The organism is Micrococcaceae bacterium Sec5.7, assembly GCA_039636785.1.
GTDB lineage: Bacteria > Actinomycetota > Actinomycetes > Actinomycetales > Micrococcaceae > Arthrobacter.
Genome location: CP144169.1, coordinates 2,463,776 through 2,490,071 on the forward strand (window position 1 = coordinate 2,463,776; position 26,296 = coordinate 2,490,071).

Annotated in this window: 17 protein-coding genes; 5 read left to right on the plus strand and 12 right to left on the minus strand. The window is 61.7% G+C overall.

Annotated elements, in window-relative coordinates:
• The first annotated feature begins 11 nt into the window (after window positions 1–11).
• From V3C33_11770 to wecB, 3 genes are all read left to right on the plus strand, one after another.
• The gene (locus tag V3C33_11770) at window positions 12–1,142 is read left to right on the plus strand and encodes a glycosyltransferase family A protein (GenBank protein XAS66181.1); all 1,131 of its coding nucleotides are present in this window, start codon (window positions 12–14) and stop codon (window positions 1,140–1,142) included.
• A gap of 119 nt (window positions 1,143–1,261) precedes the next feature.
• Window positions 1,262–3,262, plus strand: a complete 2,001-nt coding sequence (locus V3C33_11775; protein XAS66182.1) for a DUF6541 family protein — start codon at window positions 1,262–1,264, stop codon at window positions 3,260–3,262.
• 43 nt (window positions 3,263–3,305) lie between these two features.
• Window positions 3,306–4,370: a UDP-N-acetylglucosamine 2-epimerase (non-hydrolyzing) gene (wecB, locus tag V3C33_11780; protein ID XAS66183.1), complete on the plus strand. Its 1,065-nt coding sequence runs from the start codon at window positions 3,306–3,308 to the stop codon at window positions 4,368–4,370.
• Here the strand turns inward: wecB and V3C33_11785 are convergent.
• The 9 genes from V3C33_11785 to glf form a co-directional block, all read right to left on the minus strand.
• Entirely contained in the window at window positions 4,367–5,530 is a 1,164-nt protein-coding gene (locus V3C33_11785) for a glycosyltransferase family 4 protein (protein XAS66184.1), read from the minus strand. The two genes, wecB and V3C33_11785, sit on opposite strands and share 4 nt — an antisense overlap.
• The gene (locus V3C33_11790; protein XAS66185.1) at window positions 5,527–6,522 is read right to left on the minus strand and encodes a Gfo/Idh/MocA family oxidoreductase; all 996 of its coding nucleotides are present in this window, start codon (window positions 6,520–6,522) and stop codon (window positions 5,527–5,529) included. Before V3C33_11790 ends, V3C33_11785 begins: the two co-directional genes overlap by 4 nt.
• Window positions 6,522–7,613, minus strand: coding sequence for a DegT/DnrJ/EryC1/StrS family aminotransferase (locus tag V3C33_11795; GenBank protein XAS66186.1), 1,092 nt, complete (start codon window positions 7,611–7,613; stop codon window positions 6,522–6,524). The genes V3C33_11790 and V3C33_11795 overlap by 1 nt, the downstream gene beginning before the upstream one ends.
• On the minus strand, window positions 7,610–8,206 hold the full coding sequence (locus tag V3C33_11800) for an acyltransferase (GenBank protein ID XAS66187.1): 597 nt from the start codon (window positions 8,204–8,206) through the stop codon (window positions 7,610–7,612). The genes V3C33_11795 and V3C33_11800 overlap by 4 nt, the downstream gene beginning before the upstream one ends.
• Window positions 8,207–8,261: 55 nt before the next feature.
• Window positions 8,262–9,551, minus strand: coding sequence for a nucleotide sugar dehydrogenase (locus tag V3C33_11805; protein XAS66188.1), 1,290 nt, complete (start codon window positions 9,549–9,551; stop codon window positions 8,262–8,264).
• Between the two features lie 116 nt (window positions 9,552–9,667).
• Window positions 9,668–10,393, minus strand: coding sequence for an ABC transporter ATP-binding protein (locus V3C33_11810; GenBank protein XAS66189.1), 726 nt, complete (start codon window positions 10,391–10,393; stop codon window positions 9,668–9,670).
• 2 nt (window positions 10,394–10,395) lie between these two features.
• Window positions 10,396–11,256, minus strand: a complete 861-nt coding sequence (locus tag V3C33_11815) for an ABC transporter permease (GenBank protein XAS66190.1) — start codon at window positions 11,254–11,256, stop codon at window positions 10,396–10,398.
• The gene (locus tag V3C33_11820) at window positions 11,253–13,280 is read right to left on the minus strand and encodes a glycosyltransferase (GenBank protein ID XAS66191.1); all 2,028 of its coding nucleotides are present in this window, start codon (window positions 13,278–13,280) and stop codon (window positions 11,253–11,255) included. The genes V3C33_11815 and V3C33_11820 overlap by 4 nt, the downstream gene beginning before the upstream one ends.
• Window positions 13,277–14,464: a UDP-galactopyranose mutase gene (gene glf, locus V3C33_11825; protein ID XAS66192.1), complete on the minus strand. Its 1,188-nt coding sequence runs from the start codon at window positions 14,462–14,464 to the stop codon at window positions 13,277–13,279. The genes V3C33_11820 and glf overlap by 4 nt, the downstream gene beginning before the upstream one ends.
• A 197-nt stretch (window positions 14,465–14,661) precedes the next feature.
• Here glf and V3C33_11830 point away from each other — a divergent pair, with 197 nt between their 5' ends.
• On the plus strand, window positions 14,662–18,846 hold the full coding sequence (locus tag V3C33_11830; protein ID XAS66193.1) for an FtsK/SpoIIIE domain-containing protein: 4,185 nt from the start codon (window positions 14,662–14,664) through the stop codon (window positions 18,844–18,846).
• Here V3C33_11830 and V3C33_11835 read toward each other — a convergent pair.
• The gene (locus tag V3C33_11835) at window positions 18,800–19,237 is read right to left on the minus strand and encodes a hypothetical protein (GenBank protein ID XAS69729.1); all 438 of its coding nucleotides are present in this window, start codon (window positions 19,235–19,237) and stop codon (window positions 18,800–18,802) included. The two genes, V3C33_11830 and V3C33_11835, sit on opposite strands and share 47 nt — an antisense overlap.
• A gap of 310 nt (window positions 19,238–19,547) precedes the next feature.
• Between V3C33_11835 and V3C33_11840 the strand changes: the two genes are divergently transcribed.
• A complete protein-coding gene (locus V3C33_11840; GenBank protein ID XAS66194.1) occupies window positions 19,548–19,796 on the plus strand; it encodes a WhiB family transcriptional regulator in 249 nt (82 codons plus the stop codon).
• A 107-nt stretch (window positions 19,797–19,903) separates the two neighbouring features.
• Here the strand turns inward: V3C33_11840 and V3C33_11845 are convergent, their stop codons facing one another.
• Both V3C33_11845 and V3C33_11850 read right to left on the minus strand, forming a co-directional pair.
• Window positions 19,904–21,373, minus strand: coding sequence for a PAS domain-containing sensor histidine kinase (locus V3C33_11845; GenBank protein XAS66195.1), 1,470 nt, complete (start codon window positions 21,371–21,373; stop codon window positions 19,904–19,906).
• A gap of 33 nt (window positions 21,374–21,406) precedes the next feature.
• Complete coding sequence (locus tag V3C33_11850; GenBank protein XAS66196.1) at window positions 21,407–26,263, minus strand: NAD-glutamate dehydrogenase; 4,857 nt, start codon at window positions 26,261–26,263, stop codon at window positions 21,407–21,409.
• Window positions 26,264–26,296 lie beyond the last annotated feature (33 nt).

Genomic DNA, 26,296 nt, shown 5'->3' on the forward strand with positions numbered 1-26,296 from the left:
GCACCCACCCCATGAGCCAGAGCATCGAAGTAGTCATCCCCGTCCATGACCCGGAGCGGCCCATCGAGCGCGGCATCCGTTCCGTCATCGACCAGCTGCCCGAACTTTCCGTCCTTGGGGTGAGTCTCCGCGTTACCGTTGTGTGCCACAACATGGACACAGCCGATCTTCTCGTTGCCGAACTTTCCGGGCACGAGGCTGTCAGCTGGCTGACTTTCACAGACGGCGTAAAGTCCCCGGCTGGCCCCCGGAATTTTGCCCTGGCGCGGAGCAGCGCCACATACCTGAGCTTCCTCGATTCGGACGACTTCCTTGAGCCCGGTTCGCTGGCTGCATGGTGGAAGGTTGCACAAGAAAACAATGCCGCCGCGGTTATCGCACCGCTGCGCACGCCGGAAGGATTCATCCTGCCCTCCCCGCGTATCCGTCCATCCAAACCTGCAGTCCTCGACGCCGTGCGGGACGGCCTGGCCTACCGCAGTGTCCCCTATGGCCTGCTGCGGCGCGAGTCCCTACTGAAGATAGGCTACCGGTATGCCGAGGGTGTGCCGACGGGCGAGGACATCGAGCCCACGCTGAAGCTGTGGTTCCGTTCCGGGGCCGTCTGCTACCCGTACGGGGCGCCCGCGTATCACCAGACCGATGATTCCGGCGCTGCCCGCGTCACGAGCTCGATCAGGCCCCTGCAGGAGGAATTCCAGTGGCTTGACCGCCTGATGAAGTCCGAATGGCTGCTGCAGGCAACGCAGATCGAGCGCCGCAGCATTGCACTGAAGATCCTTCGCGTCCACGGCGTCGGCGCGTTGGTTCGGCGGGCGGACGCTGCCGGTTTGCCCGGCCCGTCGTCGCTGTGGGACGAAACTGAACGCCAGCGCTGGGCCGGCCTCGCCGACAGGCTCTTCGCGTTCGCCGGCGGTTCCCTTCCTGCCCTCAGCAGGCGCGATGCCGCGCTGACGCAGGCAGCGGCGGAGGCGAGCGACGCGCGGGAGCTCGTTAGCGCCGTCGAGCGTCATCAGAAGTCAGGAAGGCCGGGCGAGCTATTGACCGACAAGCCGTTCTCGGTGCTGGCTCGCGATTCCGTGCTGAGGCACTATCTCAATGAGCGGCGACGCATGAAGGCTGGCGTCTTCGCTGGCCACTAGGCATTCGGTGCCGCCATCCCCGAAGCAAGTCCGGACTGCTGCCGGCGGCCCTGCTGCGACGGTCCTGGCCCGTTTGATTGCTAGACTCAGGGCGACGTTTCGGACGAGCAGGAGCATTCATGGACTGGTGGCACGCGTTGCCCGCTATTGCCCTCGCAGCAGGATTACTGTTCTTCCCGGGGCTGATTCTTGGCCGGGCGCTGGGTGCCAAAGGCTTCGCTTCGGCGGCAGTAGCTCCCCTGGTTTCCTGCGGGCTGATAGGTGTGGCCGGTGTCGCAGGTGGAGCCCTTGGGCTGGCCTGGGGCATCTGGCTCTATGCAGGAGTCACGGTCCTCTGCGCCGGTCTGGCCATGCTCCTCCGCCGCCTGCGCCACGGAAAGGTCACTCCTGTCCTTCCTTCTTCCGTCCCGGGCACAGTTCAGTGGGTCTCCATCCTGGCGGGGCTTGTGGCCGGCGCCGTCCTGATAGCCACGCGCCTGCTTCCAGCCATGGGCAAGCCCGGAAATTTTGCCCAGGTGTATGACAATGTCTTTCACCTGAATGCGATCCGTTACATTCTGGAGAGCGGAAACGCGTCCACGCTCACCTTGGGCCGCATGTTGAATCCTGAGGCCGGGATAGCCATCTACCCCTCCGTCTGGCACTCGTTGGCAGCTCTCGTCTCGCAGCTGGCCCATCAGGATGTGTTCGTCAGTGAAAGCGCAGTGATCGTTGCTGTCAGCGCCATCCTGTGGCCCTTCGGCTGCATCATGCTCGTTCGGGGCATTCTGGGACCCCGTGTATTGCCGGTGGTGTTTGCCGGTGTGCTGAGCGGCGGATTTTGGATCTTTCCGTTCCAGCTGCTGCAGTGGGGGCCGCTCTACCCCAACGCGCTTGCCTTTTGTCTCCTGCCGCTGGCGCTTCTCGTACTGGTCGGTTTGTTCAATGCCGGCCGTGAACGCTTTATGGACCATCTGACGCTGGCAGTCGTTCTGCTCATCGGCGTCGCCGCACTCTTTCTGACCCAGCCAAACGGCGCATCCGCACTGTTGGCATTTTCCGTGCCACTCATTGCAGCGGCCTGGTTCCGGCAGATAGGCAATCGGATCCACGCCAAGGCAGGGTTCCGCAGTTTCGTGCCGGTGGTGCTCTGGGGGCTGGGTGCGGCCGCGGCTTTCTTCGTTGTCTGGAACGCCCTCCTGCTGGATTTCGATGCCTGGAAACCCAGCCGCACGCTGTCGCAGGCTGCGACTGATGTTGCGGTGGGAAGTGTCCTTGGCGGGGGCACCACACTGGTCGCAGCAGTCGCTGCGCTGCTCGGCATCCTGACGATTGTGCTTCGGCGGCGGGGAGGATGGATGATCGCCTGCGCGGCGATCGCGGGTGCCCTCTACGTCATCGCCGTTTTTATGTACCAGGGGCGGTTCCGCAGCTTCACCATCGGCAGCTGGTATCAGGACCCCTACCGGCTCGCTGCCCTGGTACCGCTGTTCACGTTGGTTCTGGCGTGCGTCGGTGCCGACGGGCTGGTGTCGGCAGTTGAGCGCCTGCGGCAGCGAATAGGATCCTCGGCCAAACCGGGACTGCCAGCATTCAGGGGTTCCTTGACCGTCTATGGCTCAGTGGCAGCAATAGTTTGCGCATCCTTACTCTCGCCCTTGGTGGCGATGGTCCAGGGGCCCGGGCTTGCCGCCGTCTCCGCAAAAATCCGGCTATCCTATTCGTTCGTACCGGGCTGGGTCGTCTCCAACGACGAGTTTGCGCTGATGTCACGACTGGACGACGCTGTCCCCAGCGATGCCGTGATCGGCGTAAATCCATTCAACGGCGGTTCCCTGGCCTACGCCATTTCCGGTCGCCGGGTGACGCAGTACCACCTCACTCCTGGACCCGGCGCCGACCTGAAGATCATTGCCAAGGGTCTGTTGAGTGCGGACAAGGGCTCGGAAGTCTGCCGGCTGGCCAATGACGAACACATCACCTACATTCTGGACTTCAACAGCTTCTACATGCTCAACTGGGTCGAGGCCCGCGCGTACCCTGCGTTCGTTAATGTCGCCGCATCCCCGGGCGCACACGTAAGACTTGTGGATCAACAGGGGGCGGCCAAGCTTTACAAGGTCACCGGCTGCATCGGATAGAGCCTTGCGCGGAGATCATTGCACTTCCATCTAAGCTAGAACCATGCGTATTCTCAGCGTCGTTGGCGCCCGTCCCCAGTTTGTGAAGCTCGCACCCGTCGCTGCCGCCATGGCCGGCCGGGCTGAGCATGTAATTGCCCACACAGGCCAGCACTATGACGAGCTCATGAGTGATGTTTTCTTCCGGGATCTTGGGATCCCTGCCCCGGATTTCAACCTTGGCGTTGGCTCAGGCAAGCACGGCGCCCAGACTGCAACCATGCTGACCGGCCTTGAAAGCATCATCGAAAAAGCAGCCCCGGACTGTGTGCTCGTATACGGAGACACCAACTCCACCTTGGCAGCGGCGATCGCGGCGGTGAAAATGCACATCCCCCTGGCCCATCTGGAGGCGGGCCTCCGTTCCTTTAACCGCCGGATGCCGGAAGAACACAACAGGGTTCTGACGGACCACTGTGCGGACCTGTTGCTGGCGCCGACGCTGGTTGCGGTGGACCACCTGGCTACAGAAGGGCTGGCATCCAAAACGGTAATGGTGGGCGATGTCATGACAGACGTCCTGTTCCAGGTCCGCGACAAGCTCTCAGCAGCCAAACACAGGATCCCCTTCGATCTAGCCCCCCGCGGATACTACGTCAGCACCATCCATCGGCCGGACAACACGGATTCGGTCGAAAGGCTCACGGAAATTGTCAATACCCTCGCGGGTCTGAACAAGCCTGTTGTCCTGCTGGCACACCCGCGACTGGTAAATCTGGCAGCCCAGCATGGTCTTGTGCTGGAGCAGGGGGCCATCAAAGTCGCGTCGCCACTGGCCTATCCCGAGCTCATCCACCTGGTCATGAACAGCGCCGGTGTCATTACTGATTCCGGAGGGCTGCAGAAAGAGGCGTTCCTCCTCAGAGTCCCCTGCACCACTATCCGTCCCGAAACAGAGTGGGTCGAAACCGTAGATCTGGGCTGGAATGTCCTGGTCAGCGATGATCTTTCACTCCTGGCTCCAACGGTGCAGCGGAGCGCTCCGGAACCGACCGACGCTGCACCCTACGGGAACGGCCAGGCAGCCCATCGGACGGTCGACGCCATACTTGAGGCGTTCGGAGGTTAGGACTGACGCCCGGCGGCCGACATGACTTCCGCCGCCGCGCGCTTCCCTGACGTTGACAGCGACGCATTCTGTTCCACCCAGGCCACGCGCGCAGCCCGGCCAGAGTCATCTGATTCCAGGACGGAACACATGGCACGGGCAACACTCTCCACGTTGTAGGGTGCAGATTCGCCCAGCCCGTTGTCTGTGACGACGGCCGCACCCTCCCCTGACCCGGCAAAGACAACGGGCGTTCCACAACCGGCGGCCGCATAGATTTTGGTGGGCTTGGCGAAGTCGTAGCCCTGACCCGGCTTGATGCTGACCAGTGCTGCGGCTGCCCCTCGGATCCAGCGTGCCGCATCTTCCGGAGGAATGACTCCGCCGAAGTCGACCCGTCCAGGGGTGAGGCTGTCGCCGAGCTCCCTCAAATGATGCTCATCCGAGCCCTGACCGAAGAAGCGGATGGCCGTATGCGGATGTTTCCTCAGCACCTCCGGCAACGCCCGGATAAAGATGTCGGCCCCCTGCCACTCGGACATGGTGCCGGTGTAGATGAAATAAGTTGATTGCTCCTCGGTGGCATCACCTCGGGGACCGAAAACGCCGGTATCAATGCCGTTTCCCACCACGGCAATCCGGTCGGCGGGTATGCCGAAACCCTCCACCTTTGCGCCGACCGCGTCTGAGATCGCGACGACCTTCGAGGCGCGACGCATTGCAAAGCCCTCTGCCGCCCTCATGACGCTGACGATGAATCCGGGCACGTTCGTTGCAGACAGCGCGTCAGTCCAGATGTCCGCGGCATAGTAGACGAACGGACGACGCCGCAGCGCTGAGCTCAAGGCGACTGCAACGCCGGTTGTGGGGGGAGGCTCCGAGACAACGATGTCTGCCTCGGAGAACAACAGCCGGAAGAATGCTGGAATATCGAAACTGAGGTATTGCAGGTAACCGCGGACGTTTCCACCGGCGTCGCGAAGGACAGGCCATCGGGATATCGCGTACGACGGGTTGAACGCGGCCGACCCCCTGGGCGGCCTGGTGGTCACGACGCTGACTTCAGCACCCGCCTCCATCAGTCCGATGACCAGAGCCCGCAGCCGGAACGACGCGGCCCCGACCTCCGGTGTAAACAAACGGGACGCGACAATAACCTTCAGGGGACGTGTCTTCGTCACGAAGTGGCTATCTTCACGATCTGCCGGTTTGCTGCCGACTCCAGGACTGCCTCTGCGACACGCAGGGTGTCCAGACCTTCCTGCATCGTCACCACATCACTCCGCAGCCCCAGTACGGCGTCCCGGAATGCTTCGTGCTCGGTCCGGAGCGGTTCCGGTTTCGCGATCGCCAGCCGGGTAACATTGCCTTCCGATACTCCACGGAATGCCGCCATGGAGGCCCATTCGGTGGCAACGGTGCCGTTCTCGAAGAACGTCAGGTCTGCCGTGATCGTGTCGGCAACGAACGCGCCCTTTTCGCCTGTGACGACCGTCAGTCGCTCCTTCATGGGAGACAGCCAGTTGACCAGGTGGTTCGTGATGACGCCATTTTCGAGCTGGCCGGTCGCAGCCACCATGTCCTCGTGCTGGCGGCCGCTACGTGTGGTGGTACGGGCAAAAATCGACTCGAACCGGCTCTGCGCGAGCCAGGCCGTCAGGTCAATGTCATGGGTGCCCAGATCCTTGACCACTCCCACATCCGCAATCCGCGAGGGGAACGGACCCTGGCGGCGGGTGGCAATCTGATACACATCGCCCAGTTCGCCGGCCTCGATCCGTGTCCGCAGGGACTGCAGTGCGGGGTTAAATCGCTCGATGTGACCAACGGCGCCTACAAGCCCCCTTGCAGCAAAGGCATCAACCAGCCGCTGCCCCGCTTCTGCGCTGGAGGCAATCGGTTTTTCAACAAGCGTGTGTACCCCGGCCTCGGCCAGGGCCAGCCCCACCTCTTCATGGAGACCGGTGGGCACAGCAACGACTGCCATGTCGATGCCGGCGTCGATGAGCTCCTCCACTGAGGACAGGACCTTCAGCTGCCCGGCCACGCCATGCGGGTCGCCATAGGCGTCCGCCACGGCCACCAGTTCAACGCCGTCGAGCTCTTTGACAACGCGGGCGTGGTGCCGGCCCATCATGCCCAGGCCGATCAGCCCGACACGGAGGTCCGCCATCAGGAACCTGCCTTGACGAGGATGTTCACGGCAGTCACGATTCGTTCCAGATCGCCCTGGCTCAGGGAGGGGTGCACGGGGAGCGAAAGAACTTCCCTTGCCGCCACCTCGGTGTTCGGCAGATCGTCAGTCCGGTTGAACGAGGGAAGCCGGTGATTTGGAACCGGGTAGTAGACGCCGGATCCAATGTTGTATTCCTCGCGAAGGGCCTTGGCCAGGCCGTCACGGTCCTCAGGCACACGAATGGTGTACTGGTGATAGACGTGCACGGCGCCCTCTGCCACCCTGGGTGTTGCAACGCCGCTGAGGTTCTCGGTCAGGAACCTGGCGTTGTCCTGCCGCTGCTTGGTCCAGCCCAGGACCTTGGTCAGTTGGACGCGTCCGATCGCTGCGTGCAGATCGGTCATCCGCGCGTTGAAGCCCACGAGCTCATTCTCGTACTGCTTTTCCATGCCCTGATTACGCAGCAGGCGCAGGTTCCGTTCGACGGCGGCGTCCGGGGTCGAGACCATGCCGCCCTCCCCCGAGGTCATGTTTTTCGTCGGATACAGGCTGAACATGGCAAAGGTTCCGAACGTGCCGACCATCTGTCCGTTGATGCTGGAGCCATGGGCCTGCGCCGCATCCTCGTAGAGATCCAGCCCCTTGTCTGCGGCCAGCTTTGTGAAACCTGCAGCATTGAACGGATGCCCGTAGAGGTGGACAGGCATGACGCCTTTGGTCTTGTCCGTGACCAGCGACGCCACGTGCTCAACATCAAGGGTGTAGTGGTCAAGCTCGATGTCGGCGAATACCGGCGTTGCGCCTGTCAGGGCAACGGAATTTCCGGTTGCAGCGAAGGTGAAGGACGGGACGATAACCTCATCGCCCGGCCCCACTCCGGCGGCGAGCAACCCAAGATGAAGCCCTGATGTCCCGGAGTTGACGGCCACCGATGCCCGGCCATCGAGAAGTACCTCAGAGAATTCCCTTTCGAAAGCAGCTACCTCCCGGCCCTGGGCCAGCATTCCGCTGGCAAGGACCGCGTCTACGGCTGCGCGCTCCTCGTCTCCGATAATCGGCCTGGCTGCGGGGATAAAGTCCTGGTTCATGCGTGGTCCTCTGCCTCTTTCAGGGAAATTCCATCTTCAACATATTTGGCGCCCGTGGCCGGACATACCCAGTACTTGCCTTCCTCGCGGAGTGGCTCACCGGCCTTGCCGACCCAGCCGAGACGGCGGGCAGGAACACCTGCCACCAAGGCAAACGCCGGAACGTCCTTCGTGACCACGGCGCCTGCGGCGATGGTTGCCCACCGTCCGATCGTCAATGGTGCCACGCAAACAGCCCGGGCGCCGATCGACGCACCATCCTCGATGGTTACACCCACGGGCGTCCAGTCATGGGAACTTTTCAGCGAGCCGTCGGGGCTTACCGACCGTGGATAGGTGTCGTTCGTCAACACGACTGCGGGTCCGATAAACACACCCTTGCCCAGTCGCGCCGGCTCGTACACCAGCGCGTAGTTCTGGATCTTCGTGTTGTCACCGATCTGTACACCGGTCCCGATGTAGGCGCCACGGCCCACGATGCAGTTCCGGCCGATATTCGCATCTTCACGGACTTGCGCGAGGTGCCAGACTTTTGTGCCCTCGCCGAGGACTGCCTGGTCCGAAACGTCGGCGCTTGGTGCAACGCTGCTCATTTTGTTTCTCCTGTCAGGAAATGCTGCTGGACTCTCGCAGGAAGGCGAGGAGGCACTATGCCTTGCCGATGACGCGGTAGGTCACTCCGGGCCACTTCTCCGCGCTGCTGACGCGACGGCCGTCAACAAACGTCTTGACGCCTGGCAGATCTGCCGGGATCAGGTCTTTATACTCGGCGTGATCAGCCTGCACCACAGCGGCATCGGCCGGCTCACCCAGGTGGTACGGGGAGAAGCCCAGCTTGACCAATTCCTCGTCTGTGTACATGGGGTCGTGGACCAGCGCGGTTCCGCCGCGGCGGGCAATGGCGTCGACGGCATCGAAAACGCCGGAGAATGCCGTCTCCTTGACACCTCCACGATAAGCCGCTCCGAGCACCACGATCCTTGCCCCGTTGAGGTTTCCGTGGGCCCCTTCCAGGAGGCCGATGGTGTAGTCGGGCATGTCGGCATTGGCTGCGCGCGCGGCCCGCACCACCGTGGCCTCCGGATCGTTCCAGAGGTAGAGGCGCGGATATACCGGGATGCAGTGGCCGCCGACAGCGATGCCCGGCTGGTGGATATGGCTGTATGGCTGCGAGTTCGAGGCTTCGATGACCTGGTAGATGTCGATGCCCGCCGTGGCAGCGAACCGGGCAAACTGATTCGCCAGGCCGATGTTTACATCCCGGTAGGTGGTCTCGGCCAGCTTAGCCAGCTCCGAAGCTTCCGCAGATCCAAGATCCCAGACGCCGTTCGCACGCCTGAGGTCATGTCGTTCATCGAAGTCGAGCACAGACTCATAGAATTCGATGGCCTTGGCAGCCCCGGCCTCGGACAATCCGCCTACCAGCTTGGGGTATTTGCGCAGGTCTTCAAAGACGCGCCCGGTCAGCACGCGTTCCGGGGAGAACACCAGATGGAAGTCCTTGCCCTCCTCCAGTCCGGAGGCTGCTTCCAAAGCCGGCTTCCAGCGTGTCCGAGTGGTACCGACCGGCAGGGTGGTTTCATAGGAAACCAGGGTTCCGGGGGTCAGGTGCTTGCCCAGTTCGGCCGTCGCCCCGTCCATCCAGCCGAAGTCCGGCTTGGCTTCCGAGTCCACGAACAGCGGCACCACCAGCACCACTGCATCGGCGCCCGGAACAGCCTGCGCATAGTCGGTCGTGGCGCGGAGCTTTCCGGCCGGCACCAGCGCGGAAAGCTGTTCCTGAAGATGTGCCTCGCCGGGGAACGGCTCCGTTCCCGCATTGACGAGGTCGACTACCTGCTGGTTGACATCGACGCCAATGACGTCATGTCCCTTGGATGCGAACTGGACGGCCAGGGGAAGTCCGATTTTTCCCAACGCAATTACAGCAATCTTCACGATTCCGGTGCCTTTTCTCTCATGGATTGCAGGTGCAACCATACGGCGGCACCTGATTTTCCTTTAACACTATCCGTTGCCCCAACTGGGCGCCGACACGAGACAGCGTCTGTTGTCTAGCTCCGCAGCCTGGCCACTGCTTCATCGATTGCGCCATCAAACGTAATACGTCCGTGATCCAGTAGGATGCCACGCGCGCAGATCTTCGAGACCAGGTCCAGGTCGTGACTCACCACAACCAGGGTCTTGTTCGCGGCTGCCAGTTCGTTGATCTTGTCGATGCATTTCCGTTGGAAGGGCTCGTCGCCGACTGCCAGGATCTCGTCGACGAGGAACACCTCGGGGTCGGTGTGAACGGCCACTGAGAACGCCAGGCGAAGGTACATGCCGGAGGAATAGAACTTAACCTCGGTGTCAATGAACTGGTCTATCTCGGCGAAGTCAATGATGGAATCGAAGCGCTCATTGATTTGCGTCTCGGTCATGCCCAGGATCGCTCCATTGAGATAGACGTTGTCCCGGCCGGAGAGATCCGGATGGAAACCGGCACCTACCTCAATCAGGCCTGCCACCCTGCCGCGCGTCCTCACCGATCCCGAATCGGGCAGCATAACGCCGGAGATATGCTTCAGAAGCGTCGATTTGCCGGATCCATTGAATCCAAGCAGGGCGACAGCTTCGCCCTGCTTGATGTCAATGCTGACATCTTTCAAGGCATGAAACTTCTGGGAAAGGTCGCCTTTGCGTCCCTTGACCAGCCAGACGAACGCCTCTTTGAGCGAGCGTGTGTGCCTGAGTACAAACTGTTTGTTGATATCCCGGATTTCGACGGCGGTTGTCATTGTCAGAGCTCCTGCGCGAATCGGCCCTCAAGGCGTCGGAATGTCAGCTGGCCAATGACCAGAACGGCCGCCGCGGTCAGGACACCCACCGGGATCCAAAGGGCGAGGAGATTGGGCGGCACACCCTGGCTGCCGTCCGTAGTAGGGAGCCAGAAAGCGAAGTGGAAGGCCTCCACGCCGATGGTCAGCGGGTTCATTTGGTAAATGGTGAAGCCCAGATCTCCGATCTGGTTTCGGACCATGGTCCATGAGTACATCACCGGTGATGCCCACGTGGCCATCATAAGCAGCAAGTCGACCAGATTCTCCGAGTCTCTGAAATACACGTTCACCGATCCGAACAACAGCCCCAGACCGGTCGCCAGCATCGCAACTATCACGAATCCCGCGCCGGCAGCAGCCAGCTGGAGGATGCCTGGCCGCCAGCCGGCTGCCACGCAGCCTATAAGAAGGACCACCATCTGCGGCACAAAATGCACCGCTGACACCCAAACAGAGGCCACCGGGAACAGCTCCCGCGGCAGATATATCTTCTTGATCAACCCGCCGTTGGCCACGATGGACCGGGCTGCATTCGCCAATGCCTCGGAGAAGAAATTGATCAGGACTATTCCGGAAAAGAGGTAGACGGCGTAATTCTCCAGACCTCGCTCGAGACCGAGGAAAATGCCCAGGGCAACGTAGAACACGATGAACTGGACACCGGGCTTCACATAGGACCAGAGCAGACCGAGCACTGACCCCCGGTATCTCACCTTGAGCTCTTTCCGGACCAGAAGCTTCAGCAGAAACCTGGAACGGAGTACATCTGCCAGCCCGCTGCCGAAACCAGGCCTCACGAGGCCTAAGTCAGTTGATGTCATTTCCGGTCTGGCTCGCTGTGGGCCTCGAAAGTCTTCTTCCACGTTTCCAGCGAGGTGATCTCAGGCAGGGCGCGGCGGTATTCCGCCCGCAGCCGCGGCCAGCTCCTGAGCACCTGGGCGTAAACCCCGATGCTCTGCGCCAGCAACTCCCGTACACGCTTGGGGTCACGCTGATACCAGGACGCACCGGTACCGTCTGCGTTGGATACGATCGCGCTGTCGTACTGGGAAACGCGCCACCATTTGTTGTCCTGGTGCGGGACAAAGGCCTGGGGATGGTCCTTCGCGTCTACCTTGACGGGCTTGGCGATATGCCGGAAGACGTTCTTAGCCGTCCACGGCAAAATAGTTGCGTAGGACGGTGCGGCGAAGCCCTTACCGCGCCGCGGCGGACGGCCCGACTTCAGGTGGGGGAAGTCCTCGATCTCCGGCCTGAATTGCGCCTCCGGATAGTCCTCGGCCATTGCACGAATGTCTGGCAGCCTGGTGGGCAGAAGCGAGTGCAGGTGATCCGGGCCCTTCAGGAGATCCCTCATTGCCTCGATCCTGCCTCGAACAGTGAAGTACTGCATCGAAATCAGGTGCTTCAGATCCATTTTCATCGAGTTCTCGAGGAGCCCTCCGCCGAGCTCATACGGGCTGTGAAGCAGCGCATAAATAAACCGGTTCCGGGTATGGAAGTAAGACTGCCACCCGACAAGATCATCCTTGTCGATCCAGGAAACGTGCCACACCGCCGAACCAGGCAAGGAGACAGTGCCATAACCTGCAGCCTTGGCACGGACACCGTACTCGGAGTCATCCCACTTAATGAATACCGGCAGTGACAGTCCGATCTCGCGGATCACCTCCGTTGGGATCAGACACATCCACCATCCGTTATAGTCAACGTCCACCCGACGGTGCATCCAAGGAGTGTCCCGCAGGTTGCGCCGGCCGAAGTTGTGTCGCATCTTCTGGTTCGGGTTGGGCTCGTCCGGGCCAACGACGTAGGAGTTAACTATCTCCCCAAAGGTGTGCAGGACATTGCGGTCGTGCAGGTCGAACATGTGTCCGCCCACGAGCGTCGGTGTCCTGCAGTAGTCTGCGAAGGTGCCCAGCCGTTCGATGCTTTCGGGTTCAATGACAACGTCATCGTCAAGCAAGAGGACGTAGTCGCTGCCGTTCTCAACGGCTTCGTACATGCCGCGGGCAAATCCCCCTGATCCTCCGAGATTCGCCTGATGGATAACCCTGAGCTTGTCGCCCAGGACACTTCGAACTGCGTCGAACCCGTCGGCATCCTGGACCTTGTCCGTACCTTGGTCCACAACGATGACTTCTTTTACGTTCTGGAGCGCTTCAGGATGTTCACTCAGAATCCGCAGGTTGTTGACGCAGAAGGCGGTCTTGTTCAATGTGGTGATTTCCACAGTGATCGACCCATTCTGACGACGCTCGGCCTGCGCCTGCCATTCTGCCCCCGAGAACAGCAGCTCATCCTTACCTGCGGTCACATCGAACCAGTACCAACCGCCGTCGCCAAAGGGAACAAGGGACAGCGTAAAGATTGTCTCAGCGTCACCCTGCACCCGGGAAGTTTCGACGTGCTGCAATGATCCACGGGCATTGGATTTGTAGACGCTGACAGTGCCGTGACCCGAAGTCCTGACGCTCAGCCGGACCTCACGGACGGTTGTCCAACGGCGCCAGTATGAGGCGGCAAAAGCGTTGAAATACGTTCCGAAGGAGATGCGTTCTCCGGCCCGCACCGAGGCCGTTGTCCTGGACAGCACATCGTCGGCATGAACTATTCGGCTAATGCTCGGTTGCTCGATCCGCGCTTCCAATACCCGCCCGAGGCCGGACGCCTCGCCGGAAAGATCTGACGCGCTGCTGACAACTCCTGAATCCAGGTAAAGCGGCAACGTTTCCATGCCACGCTCGCCGGGGAGAATCACCCGTTGAATCGTTGCCCAGCCGGCTTCAACGCCGTCCTGTTCCTCCGGAGCCAGGGAATCACTGTTCTGCTGCGTCACGCTCATGCGTCCACTCCTCCGCTTTCGATCTCAGTGCCTGCTTCAAAGTGCGGCCGGATTTTGTTGTCGAACATGGTCAGAGCAGAGCCGATGGCCATGTGCATGTCGAGGTACTTGTACGTGCCCAGGCGCCCGCCGAAAAGGACGTCCCGCTCGGCTGCCGCCAGGTCCCGGTACCTGAGCAACCGTTCGCGGTCAGCCGCCGTATTGATCGGGTAGTACGGCTCGTCGCCCTTTTCGGCGGCACGCGAGAACTCCCGCATGATGACGGTCTTGTTTGTCTGGTAGTCGCGCTCCGGGTGGAAATGGCGCGGTTCAATGATGCGCGTGTACGCCACATCGGCATCGTTGTAGTTGACCACTGATGTTCCCTGGAAATCACCGACGTCGAGCACTTCTTCCTCGAAGTCAATGGTGCGCCAGGACAGGTCGCCTTCTGCGAAGTCGAAGTAACGGTCAACCGGTCCGGTGTAGATGACCGGGATATTGCCAACTACCTTGTCCTTGCTGTATTCGTGGGAGTCGTCGAAGAAATCAGTGTTCAGCCGGACCTCGATGTTCGGGTGATCAGCCATCTTCTCGATCCACGCGGTATAGCCGTTCGTGGGAAGTCCCTCGTACGTGTCGTTGAAGTACCGGTTGTCGTAGTTGTAACGGACCGGGAGCCTGGAGATGATGCCCGCGGGCAGGTCCTTGGGATCCGTCTGCCACTGCTTGCCGGTGTAGTGCTTAATGAATGCCTCGTAGAGCGGGCGACCGATCAGCTGGATGCCCTTGTCGTTGAGGTTCTGCGGATCAGTTCCGGCAAGTTCGCCGGCCTGTTCCTGAATGAGCGCCTGAGCCTCGCCCGGAGTGAGGTTTGCCCGGAAGAACTGATTGATCGTTGCCAGGTTGATCGGCAGGGAGTAGACCTCGCCCTTGTGGACCCCGTAGACCTTGTGAACGTAGTTCGTGAACGAAGTGAAACGGTTGACGTAATCCCAGACCCGTTCGTTGGAAGTGTGGAAGAGGTGCGCACCGTAGCGGTGGACCTCGATGCCGGTCTGCTCTTCCTTTTCGCTGTAGGCATTGCCACCGATGTGGTGGCGGCGGTCGATGACAACCACCTTTAAGCCCAGCTCAGTGGCGGCCTGTTCTGCGATTGTCAGGCCGAAGAAGCCCGACCCTACGATGACGAGGTCAGCGGTCACTAAATCTCCTGGTTCGAAAGCGGGCAGCGCAATGTTGCGCATTGTCTGCTGCTCTAGCCTACCCGAGAGTACCGCTCCATCTGCGAATCCAAGGCGTCGAGCGGAGTTATCCACATGCCATGTTCCCGGCAGGACACGCGGACCCTGCCCGCGCTAGTGTGGTCTCAAATTCGTCGCCAAAGAATTGAGGTGGACCGTTGACGCTCCACTGCACGCTGGTCCGGGGACCGGGTTCCCGCAGCACTGATGAACCCCTGGAGCTGACAATCGAGGCATCGCCGGACTGCACGGGCGAAGCGCTTCAGACTGAAATCACCCGTTACTTCGGGACCCGGGAACTGACGCTGGACGGATCGGCAGTATCCGCGATGACCGTGGGAGTCCCTCCCCTGGTCAACGGTGCGATCCTGGTCGACGGCGGCACCCCCGCAGCCAGACCCGGGATCAGCCCAAAAGACGGCTCTCCCCCGTCCCTGATGCTTGTCGTCCGCAGCGGACCAGGCGCCGGGACAATGCTGCCCCTGCAGCGCGGAACATACCGGATTGGCCGAAGCAACACGGAAGTCATCATTCCGGACGCCGATCTGTCGAGGGAACATGCCAGGCTTGAGGTCTCGGACACAGCCATCACCATTGTTGATCTCGACAGCGCAAATGGCACAGAAGTGGATGGCAAACGGGTAAGGAAAGCGGTCGTATCAACCGGCTCGACGGTTCGCTGTGGCAATTCGACAATGTCGGTCATCTTCCGAGGAGCCCTGTCGCTTTCGGGACATGAGTTGGCGGAGGCGGGTCAATCCGTAGCAGCACCACTCAAGATCAGTCGTCGGGCTGAAGCCGGCAACCGGACAGCCCTCCTTCTCTCGGCCGGGCTGCCGTTGGTCATCGGCGTGGGTCTGGCTGTCCTCACCGGCATGTGGATGTTCCTCGCTTTTACAGCCGTCTCCGCAGTTTCCGTCCTCGTTCCTGTGGTTGTGGGCAGGCGGCAACGCGGCGAGCTGAAAGCGGCGATCGCCGCTGCCGTGCAGGAAGACCGGAAACGCCGACGGCGATCCGCCCCTTCCGCTGCAGATCTGGTGATCAGTGGTCCAGTCGCGGTGACCGGACAGAACATCAACCTGGATGAAAGAGGCGTCGTCTGGCTGCGACTCGGGCTGGCCGAGCAGCAAGCAAACATCAGCTTCGAACCGGATGATCCGAACCTTGCGCGTCCTGCTCTGGGATGGGCGCCGCTAACGCTGGATCCATCCACCCCCATTGCATCCGTGCGGGGGGCCCGACGAGCAGTGAATGGTCTGGCCCACTCCATCATCATGCAGCTCAGCGGCTACCCGCTGGCGCGGAACACGAGGATTCTCATCCACGGTCGGATTGGACTGCTGCCACTCGCGGCCCGCTATCTGGACAAGGTGACTCTTTCCGCCAATACCCGCTCCACGGCCGCGGTGCTGATTCCGGATCCTGCCCCCGGGAATTCCCCTGGCGTCCTGATGATCATGGGAGACGTCGGTTCGGCCGGCCCGGACGCCGAGATCATCGAGGAAGCGCGGGGCCGGGGCTGGCAGGTGTTCCACTTCATCCACGCTGCCGGAGCAGCATCACCAACCGACATCGAACTGGGCGAACGCACCGCAACGCTCAGTACCGGCGGTCTCAGGTCCGGATTCGTGCCTGACCTCGTTCCGGAACAGGTATTCAACCGCTACTGCCGGCAACGCGCAGCCGCAGCTGACGGAATGACCCCGAAGACGGCCTCGTTGCCTGAATCCTGCAGTCTCGGTGACGTTCTTCCACTGTCAACCGCAGAGACGTCCTTGCGTTGGGCCACCGGGCGGCTGCGGCCAGGACTTCCCGTTCCTGTTGGGCTGGCAGCCACGGGTCCCAGAATCCTTGATCTCGAAGCTGACGGCCCCCACCTTCTGGTGGCCGGCACCACCGGCTCCGGAAAATCAGAACTTCTCCGGAGCCTGACGGCGGCACTGGCGCTCAGCTTTCCGCCTGACCGCATCAATTTCCTGTTTATCGATTTCAAGGGCGGTTCGGGGCTCGGACCGCTCACCGGACTCCCCCACTGCGTTGGCATGCTGACCGACCTCACCCTGCCCGAACTCGACCGTTCGCTTGCCTCGCTGCGGTCGGAAATCCGGCTCCGCGAAGAGCTCCTGGCATCAGTTCAAGCTCCGGATCTGGCTGCTTACCGTGCTACGTGCACCGGCGAAGCGAACCCGCTCCCCCATCTCATTCTCATCATCGACGAATTTCGGATGCTGGTGGAGGATGCCCCGGAAGCACTCCGCGAACTGATGAGAATCGCCGCCATCGGGCGTTCCCTGGGTGTGCATCTGATTATGGCCACCCAGCGTCCCCAGGGAGCTCTCACTGCCGATATCCGTGCGAATGTCACCACGAGCATCGCGCTCCGGGTCCAGTCCGAGATGGAGTCAGTAGATATTATCAACTCGAAGATCGCGGCCGGCATCGCTGTCGATGCCCCAGGCAGGGCCTTCCTTGCCCGCGGAACCGAGGCGGCCGAGGAGTTCCAAACCGCATCGCTCGGCCTGGCCTCTGCAGGAGTCCAGGAAACCGGAATTACCATCCGGCTCGCTGAAGACGCGTTGTCGGCCCCGTTTCCGGCGAAGGACAGCCAGTCAACCGGTCCAGCGACGATCACACCAGCGGAGGCAGCCGCGCCGATCATTGACCTGACCTGCCGGCTATGGTCAACCATGGGCGGATCGTCGGCGCGCAGGCCGGTCGCAAACCCTTTGCCTGCGCCGCTGCCCTTCTCCCGCCGGCGCGATTTCGCCCCGGCACATCCTGCCGCAGAGGTGCACGCCCTGTCCCTTGACGCCTCAGGAGCCGAAAAAAGCTGCTCCGCCCAGCTGGGCTGGGTGGATCTTCCGGACGAACAACGGATCGCGTTGCTCGAATGGCGGCCGGCGGAGCACGGCCATATCGGTTTGGTCGGCGGACAAGCCAGCGGAGCGCCGGAGGCGATGCTTCTGGCCGTCCATCAGTTGATAACCGACCGGGCCGAAACGCACTTCTACATACTCGACGCCGACACCTCGTTCGGCGACATTGCAGCATCTGAACGCGTGGGAGCAGTGGCCTGCCTGCATGAACTTCGACGCGGTGTCCGCGTGCTGGAGCGGCTCGCACATGAGATGTCAGCGCGGCTCAGCCGTCAACAGGGCGAACAGCAAACCCCGCTGGTTCTTGTTATATCCGGTTGGGGTTCCTGGGTTTCCGCTTTCCGTGCAGGGCCGCTCATGTGGGCCGAGGATGTGATCCAGGACATCGTGCGTGACGGAAAAAAGGCCGGCATCACAGTGATCATCTCAGGAGAACGGGAGCTCGTAACCTCCCGGTTCTTCGCCTCGGTCCCGAACCGCGTGTTTTTTCCGACCGGATCCAATGAAGACAGCCGGCTGGCATGGCCGAGGCTGCCGGACACGGCCCCGGTACCGGGCCGTGGAGTAGCACAAGGAGCTCTCGCAGATGGCAAGACGGCCGTGTGTCAGTTCTTCGCCTGGCCTGTCAACGACGGATCAGCGGAAGAAGCACCGCACCGGCAGCCACCCGCGCTTCTGGAGGTTCCCTTCAGGATAGAACCGCTGCCCGCACGGGTACTGGTAGAAGACGTGCTGTCGCGGCTGGGCGCCGGCATAGGCGGCAGCATGGGCAGTGCGGCCCCGGATTCCTGCGACAAGGCACCTTCAGCAAGTGACTCGCCGGCGAACCGGCGTCGCCGCCTGTATATAGGGCTCGGTGGGGACGAACTGGATCCCGTGGCTGTGCGGTTGCCTGCAGGCAGTGTCCTGGCCGTTCTCGGTGGTCCTGCATCCGGCAAGAGCACCTTGATCGAGGCCCTTCCCGCCATCAACACATCGATCCGCAGCTGGCTCTGTCCCGCTTCCGGATCCAGTCCGGAAGAATATTGGGCCCGGGTCCATGCCAAGGCCATGTCGGAACAGCTTGACCGGAACTCCGTGGTGCTTGCCGACGATGCGGATCTGCTCCCGCCCGCGGCCAACCAACACCTCCTCGAGCTGAACAACATGGGGTGGACAGTCATATGGACAGCCGGTTTCAGCTCCACGTTGATGCAAAGTGTTCCGCTGGCCCTCAACACCCGCAGCCATGGAACCGGTGTGCTCATCGCACCTCGAAGCCTGATGGACGGTGACTTCTTCGGCCTGCGCTTCGAGCTGGAAGCCAGCCCGCCAGCTGGCCGCGCCATCCTCATTTCGGATGGCAGGGCAACCGCGGTCCAGCTACCCCTGAGTGCACCCCCGTCAGAACCGGGGCTGCCCGTCCTGAGGCCGGAAGGCGCTACAGGGCAGGAGGTGACCCGCCCGTCCGCGATGCAAAGCCGATGACCCGTTTGTCGAACAGGAGCACAATGCCGGCAACCGCCGGCACCAGCATGGCGAGTCCGGCCAGGGTGTATCCACCGGTGAGCGTGGGAAAGCCAATGGCCAATGCAAAGAGCTGTGCCACCAGAGCGCCGGCCCTCGTCCACCGGTAGCCACGAAAGAGGAAATGCCCCACGGCATAAAGCCAGGCCGAAAAGGCCAGAAGCAACACGAGAGTGAACACTGCCCCCCAGAACGAAAGCACCGGTGCCCGGGAAGCCAATTGGAATCCGTACCAGACGGCGGCAGCGAGCAACGCCGTCGCCTCGGCTGCAACGATCAGCGCAATGACGCTTACTCCGCGCGGCCGCTCGGCCGGCGAATCAAGCGGCGAATCAGGGGGCGAGGCCGACACGCCCGTGTGGAGGGAGTCATCATCAGCGGGGCCAGGGGAAGCATTGGGAGGGTTCAGGGGGGGTCTTGACACACTGGCACCCTACCGGACATAGTCAACTAACGGTGAGGGCCCGGACGGCCGGTGTGATGTATCGCTCACGCTTTGGAGTGATTTCCTAGACCATTACCCCTTGTTTACACGGCGTTAACATGACACGCTTAATTCAGATGACCAAGGGGGCCCTGCAGGGCCCCTTTCCTATGTAGCCTCAAGTGAATATTTTCACAAAGAGTTCCGCATTTTCCCAGGAATGGAGTGACTGATCAGCATGGATTGGCGTAACCGCGCAGCGTGCCTCGACAAGGACCCGGAGCTGTTTTTCCCAGTAGGCAACACCGGGCCTGCCCTCCTTCAGATCGAGGAAGCAAAGAGCGTATGCCGCCGCTGCCCGGTCGTTGATACGTGCCTGCAGTGGGCACTCGAATCCGGCCAGGACGCCGGCGTCTGGGGTGGCATGAGCGAAGACGAGCGACGTGCGCTCAAGCGCCGGGCAGCGCGCGCGCGCCGCGCCTCCTGACGAGTGAAGGCTGACAGCTGACAGCGCACCACAAAACCAACGGCAATGGCCGCGGACCTCCGGGTCCGCGGCCATTGCCGTTATTAGCCGGGGTTGGACTTGAGTGCCTACCGTCTGACGAGGCTCAGCACAATCTGAACTGCAGTCCCGCCGCCATCGCGGCGCTGCCACTGGATCGAACCACCCAGTTCGCTCGTCACGAGCGTGCGGACAATCTGAAGGCCCAGACCCTCCACATGCGGGATCTCCGGCAACCCCACGCCGTCATCCGCCACTGTGACGGTGAGCAGCTCCTCGCCATCTTCGCCCTCCGAGCGGTCGGCCAAAAGCCAGACTGTTCCGGTTCGCCCCTCTAGTCCGTGCTCGACGGCGTTGGTCACCAGTTCGTTGATCACCAGCGCCAGCGGGGTGGCGAAGTCACTTGGCAGCTCGCCGAAGAGTCCGGCCCGCTCGGTCTTTACCTGCTGGGAGGGAGACGCCACTTCGGCAGAAAGCCTGAACTGACGGCCGATGAGTTCATCGAAATCGACGCTCTGGGCCAGGCCCTGTGACAGGGTCTCATGGACCAGCGCGATGGTGGCAACCCTGCGCATGGCCTGTTCAAGACCCTGTTTTGCCTCATCACTGACCATCCGGCGGGATTGCATGCGCAAAAGAGCTGCAACCGTCTGGAGGTTGTTCTTGACCCTGTGGTGGATCTCGCGGATGGTTGCGTCCTTGGTGACAAGCTCCAATTCGCGGCGTCGCAGCTCCGACACATCGCGGCACAGGACCAACGCACCGAACCGCTGTTGTTCATCGCGCAGCGGGATAGCCCGCAGAGACAGGCTCACGCCGCGCGATTCGATCTCGCTGCGCCAGGGCATCCGTCCGGTGACCACCAGAGGCAGAGTTTCGTCCACCATCCGCCGGTCTTTCAGCAGACTGGCGGTTACCTCGGCAAGCGAGCGGCCCTCAAGCGATTCGCCGTCACCAAGCCGTCTGAATGCGGACACGCCATTGGGGCTGGCGTACTGCACAATGCCGTCGGCGTCGAGCCTGATCAGACCGTCTCCCACACGCGGCGCGCCGCGGCGGGAACCAGTGGGTGAGGCAAAATCCGGCCACAAACCCAGGGTGCCCATCCGCAACAGGTCGTAAGCACATTGGCGGTAGGTCAGTTCAAGCCGTGAAGGCATCCGGGAACTGGAGAGATCCATATGGGAAGTGACCACGGCCAAGGTGCGTCCGTTCCTGACCATCGGCACGGCTTCAACCCGGAGCGCCATGTCGCTGCTCCAGTTGGTTTCGCTTGAGCGCTCGATGATGCGGCTGTTCCAGGCCTTGTCCACCAGCGGCTGCAGGTCCGAGCGGATTCCCTCCCCCACGAAGTCGGCATGAAAGACCGTGTGTGTGGTGGAGGGGCGGACGTGCGCCAGCGCCACATACCCGTGCTCAGGATGGGGAAACCACAAGGCAAGGTCGGCAAACGCAAGGTCGGCCACCATCTGCCAGTCGCCCACCAGGAGGTGCAGCCACTCAGCATCCCCCGGCCCAAAATCAGCATGTTCCCTGATAGGGTCCGTAAAGATTGCCACTGCACCTCCATTTTCAACGCCGGGACAGTCCCCTCAGCGTCGGACGATTGACCTCAAGAGCCTCAATGCTACCGACAGTGAAGCCATATCGTCGGCTTCGAGCGAGTTGACCTCGTCAAACATGCTCTTGGCACGGCCCAGCTGTTCTGCGTTCAGCCCTTCCCAGACTTTCAGCCGGTCTTCTGCCGGGGTTCCCGTCGACGTGGACTCAAGTACCGCCGTCGTCATGTCTGAAACGGTCGAGTAGAGGTCATCCCGCAAGGCCGCGCGCGCAAGCGCCTGCCACCGGTCCGCCCTCGGCAGCTTGGTGATGCGTTCCAGCAGGGAATCTGCATGGAAGCGGTTGAACACGGTGTAGTAGACATGCGCGATGCTTTCCACTGGTTCCGCGCTGACATGGGCGATCTTGGCGATGTCCAGCAGGACGAAGCTTTCGAAGAGCTCGGCCCAGCGGTGGGCCAGATCTTCCGGCAGTTTCCAGCCACGGGCTTTCTCAAGCCATCCTGCCACCCTCGACCGGTCATCGCCGCGCAGGTAATCCAGCAGGCGGGCGCGCATCGGGTCCATGAGCGGCTTGAACTCCGCCACCGTATCGGCAATAGGCCGCGAGCCACTGCCTTGACCAAGGACCCACCGCACCGCACGGTCCAGCAGGCGCCGGATATCGAGGTGGATGGTGCTCCAGTGTTCGGTGGGGAAGGACGCCGGCAGGCTGTTAAGTTCCTCCACCATGATGTCCAGCTCGTAGACTTCGCGGAGAGCCACAAAGGCCTTGGCGACAGCCACCTCGCTTGCCGACGTTTCCTCCATGGTGCGGAATGCAAAGGTGATGCCGCCCATGTTGATCATGTCGTTTGCCACTATCGTCGCAATGATCTCGCGGCGCAGCGGATGCGTGTCCAGCTCGGCGTCGAACTTCTCCCGCAGCTGCTTGGGGAAGTAGTCCCGGAGCGTCTGCCGGAACCATGGATCGTCGGCCAGATCGCTTTCGCGCAGGGACGTGGCGAGCTCAATCTTGGCATAGGCCGCGAGTACGGAAAGCTCCGGCGAGGTCAGTCCCTGGCCCTGTTCGAGCCGCTCGCGCAGCGTTGCCGTGGAGGGCAGAGCCTCAAGGTCCCGCTTCAAGTCAGCAGACTTTTCCAGCCAGTCCATGAGCCGCTCGTAACTGGGGCTCCATTCCGCAACGCGCATGCGGTCGTTAAGCAGCAGGATGTTCTGGTCGATGTTGTCCTCGAGCACCAGCCGCCCGACTTCCTCCGTCATCGATGCCAGGAAGTCGGCACGTTCTGCTGCCTCCAGTTTCCCGGCGGCCACCATCCGGTCCACGAAGATCTTGATATTGACCTCGTGGTCTGAGCAGTCCACACCGGCCGAATTATCGATGGCATCGGTGTTCAGGATGACGCCCTGCAGGGCTGCCTCAATTCGGCCGCGTTGGGTCATGCCAAGGTTTCCGCCTTCGCCCACCACTTTGACCCTGAGCTCACGGCCATCAACCCGGATGGCATCATTGGCTTTGTCCCCTACCTGGGCATTCGACTCGGTGCTTGCCTTGACGTACGTCCCGATGCCGCCGTTGTAGAGCAGGTCAGCCGGCGCAAGGAGGATGGCCCGAAGGAGTTCGGGCGGACTGAGCTGTTTAATGCCCTCTGGCAGCCCCAAGGCAGCCCTCACCTGCTCCGAAACGGGAATGATTTTGGCTTGCCGGGCATACACGCCGCCGCCGTTGCTGATGAGCGACTGGTTGTAGTCGTCCCAGGAGGACCGTGGCAAATTGAACAGCCGCTGACGCTCCGCGAAGGAAGCCGCCTCGTCGGGAGCCGGATCCAGGAAGATATGCCTGTGGTCGAAAGCAGCCAGCAGCCGGATGTGCGGCGAGAGCAGCATGCCGTTGCCGAACACGTCACCGGACATGTCCCCCACACCCACAACGCTGAAGGGTTCGGACTGGGTGTCCAGGTCAAGCTCGCTGAAGTGGCGCTTGACGGATTCCCAGGCGCCGCGGGCAGTGATGCCCATCGCCTTGTGGTCGTATCCTACCGAGCCTCCGGAGGCGAAGGCGTCGCCGAGCCAGAAACCGTATTCAGCCGAGAGTCCGTTGGCGATGTCAGAGAACGTTGCGGTACCTTTGTCTGCCGCCACCACAAGGTAGGAGTCGTCGTCATCATGCCTCACAACATCGGTCGGTGAGACCAGAGCCTCGCCGTCCGGCGTAGTGATCAGATTGTCCGTGAGGTCGAGCAGTCCACGGATGAAGGTCTTGTAGCTTTCGATCCCCTCAGCCATCCAGGCAGCGCGGTCCGCAGCAGGATTCGGAAGCTGTTTGGCAAAGAAACCACCCTTGGCGCCGGTTGGAACGATCACGGCGTTCTTGACGGTCTGGGCCTTGACCAATCCCAGGATCTCGGTGCGGAAGTCTTCCCGGCGATCCGACCAGCGCAACCCGCCACGTGCCACTTTGCCGAAACGAAGGTGGACACCTTCCACGCGCGGTGAGTAAACCCAGATCTCGAACACTGGCCTGGGGAACGGCAGACCCTCGATTTTGGCCGGATTGAGCTTGAAACTCAGGTATGGCTTGTTCTGGTGAAAATTCGTGCGCAGGGTGGACTCAATCAGGTTCACAAAGGTCCGCAGCACCCGATCGGCGTCCAGCGTTGGCACCAATTCGATCGAAGCGGCCAGTTCTTCACGAACGGCCGACTGCCGGGCATCACGTTCCGCGTCCGGCAATGCGGGGTCGAAGCGCGCCGCGAACAGCGCGTTAAGTCCCCGTGTCACCTCCGGATTCGCCAGCAGTGTGTCCGCCATGAACTCGAAGGAATTCGTGTTGCCCATTTGGGCCATGTACTTGGCGTATGCACGCAGGACAATAATCTGGCGCCAGTGCATGCGTTCGCGGAGGGCCAGCCTGTCAAAGCTGTCCGACTCCACGGCGCCCGAAACAGCTGCTCCGAAGGATTCGGCAAGCAGTTGTCCGGTTGACAGGGGATCAACGCCGGCCGGGAATTTCAGCCCCAGGTCATACAGGAAGAAGTCCCGGCGGTCCGCTGTCTCGATCTCAAAGGGCCGTTCGTCCAGCACCTCAAGACCAAGGTTGTGGAAGTAGGGAAGAATCTGGCTCAGGCTCTTGGGCTCGAGCATGTACAGCTTGACGCGTGCATCCTCTTCAAGGGTGGCCCCGGCCCCTTCCGGCAGGTACACATGGACACCGGGCCGCTCCGGCCTGACATCCTGGGATGTCCGCTCGGCAGCTGCGCCGTACTTTTCGAAGCGGGCGATGTCCTCCAGCGCATCTTCCACTTCGTAGTCCACGCGGTAGCTCGCCGGGAACGCCTCGGCCCAGACGCCGGCCAGTTCCTTAGTCTCGGCGTCAGCACCGCCGTCGCGCAGTACTTCAGTGATGCCTTCACTCCACGACCGGGCGGCCCGGACCAGTCGTTTCTCGAGCTCTTCGGGGTTGACGTTGCTGACGTCGGCATTCTTTGGAAGACGGATCCGGAAAAACAGCCGTGCGAGGGCTGACTCCGTCATCCGTGCCTCGTAGTCGATCGACACGGCCTGGAACGTCTCGCGGAGCTCCTGTTCGATGCGGAGCCGGACGTTGGTGGTGTAGCGGTCGCGGGGAAGATATACGACGGCGGACATAAACCTGCCGTAGATATCAGGTCGGAGAAACAGCCTGGTCCTGCGGCGCTCCTGGAGCCGCTGGATCCCGGTTGCAGTGGCGGCAAGATCCGGGATTTCGATCTGAAACAGTTCGTCGCGGGGGTAAGTTTCAAGGATTCCCAGCAGGTCCTTACCGGAATGCGAGTCCGGCGGGAAGCCCGCGCTGCGGAGGACAGCGTCCACCTTTTCCCGGACAATCGGAATGTTGCGGACGGAGCCGGCGTAGGCGCTCGTGGCAAAGAGACCGATAAAGCGCTGCTCACCGTTGACGTTTCCCGCGGAGTCAAAACTCTTGACCCCGATGTAGTCAAGATATGCAGAACGGTGAACCGTGGAGCGGGAGTTTGCCTTGGTGATCACGAGGGCACGCTTCTCGCGCGCCTTTTTCCGGCCGGCTTCGGTCAGGTGCTGCAACTGATGCGAATCGGCACTCGCGCGCAACAGCCCAAGGCCGCTGTCATCACGAAGCTGCAGGACGTCCTCACCGGAGTCATTAACGAGATCGTATTCCCGGTATCCGAGGAAGGTGAAGTTCCCCTCGTCCAGCCAGTGGAGGAGGTCCTGCGCCTGCCGCAGCTCAACGATCTGGGCGGGGTTGGCCACCTTATCCAGATCCTGCGCGATCTGGAGTGCCTTGCTGCGCATTTTCGGCCAGTCCTCGACGGCGGCACGGACGTCGCCGAGCACCCGTCCCAAACCCTCAGTCAGCAGTGCCCGTGCCTCATCGCTGGCCCGGTCGATTTCCACAGCTATCCAGGATTCCATATGCGAGGCATTGTCTCCCTGTGCGATCAGGTGGGACATGCTGGGCAGCGCGGCGGTGTCGCCGCTGGAAATACCTATATGCGATGGAACTCTGTCTACCTTTACCAGTTCGCCGCTTTGGCGGTTGCGGGTGACCACGAACAAGGGGTGGAGCACCAGGTGGATCGCCGAATTCTGCCGGACAAGTTCCGCATTGACGGAGTCGACCAGGAAGGGCATGTCATCCGTGACGATGTAGACCACGGTGCCGTCCGCTTCATCGACTATTTCGATGTTTGCCTTACCTGGCAACCGGGTGGTGGCTACGTCGCGGTGGGTTTCCGCCCGGGCGGCCAGCAGATCCCGCGAATAGCCGCGGGAGTCCTCTTCCGCGAGGTGCTCGTAGTAGTCCCCGAGGTAACCCTTGCGGGCTCCGATCGAAAGGGACTGATCCTCCACGCTGGATCCAGTCGACATGGATAAACGCCTCCATCACAAATTTATGGCTGC

Excerpts from the sequence above, each read along its gene's own strand:
- wecB (XAS66183.1), top strand. The coding sequence starts at position 3,306 with ATGCGTATTCTCAGCGTCGTTGGCGCCCGTCCCCAGTTTGTGAAGCTC.
- V3C33_11770 (XAS66181.1), top strand. The coding sequence starts at position 12 with ATGAGCCAGAGCATCGAAGTAGTCATCCCCGTCCATGACCCGGAGCGG.
- V3C33_11795 (XAS66186.1), bottom strand. The coding sequence starts at position 7,613 with ATGAACCAGGACTTTATCCCCGCAGCCAGGCCGATTATCGGAGACGAG.
- V3C33_11810 (XAS66189.1), bottom strand. The coding sequence starts at position 10,393 with ATGACAACCGCCGTCGAAATCCGGGATATCAACAAACAGTTTGTACTC.
- V3C33_11815 (XAS66190.1), bottom strand. The coding sequence starts at position 11,256 with ATGACATCAACTGACTTAGGCCTCGTGAGGCCTGGTTTCGGCAGCGGG.
- V3C33_11800 (XAS66187.1), bottom strand. The coding sequence starts at position 8,206 with ATGAGCAGCGTTGCACCAAGCGCCGACGTTTCGGACCAGGCAGTCCTC.
- V3C33_11850 (XAS66196.1), bottom strand. The coding sequence starts at position 26,263 with ATGTCGACTGGATCCAGCGTGGAGGATCAGTCCCTTTCGATCGGAGCC.
- V3C33_11820 (XAS66191.1), bottom strand. The coding sequence starts at position 13,280 with ATGAGCGTGACGCAGCAGAACAGTGATTCCCTGGCTCCGGAGGAACAG.
- V3C33_11790 (XAS66185.1), bottom strand. The coding sequence starts at position 6,522 with ATGGCGGACCTCCGTGTCGGGCTGATCGGCCTGGGCATGATGGGCCGG.
- V3C33_11840 (XAS66194.1), top strand. The coding sequence starts at position 19,548 with ATGGATTGGCGTAACCGCGCAGCGTGCCTCGACAAGGACCCGGAGCTG.
- V3C33_11775 (XAS66182.1), top strand. The coding sequence starts at position 1,262 with ATGGACTGGTGGCACGCGTTGCCCGCTATTGCCCTCGCAGCAGGATTA.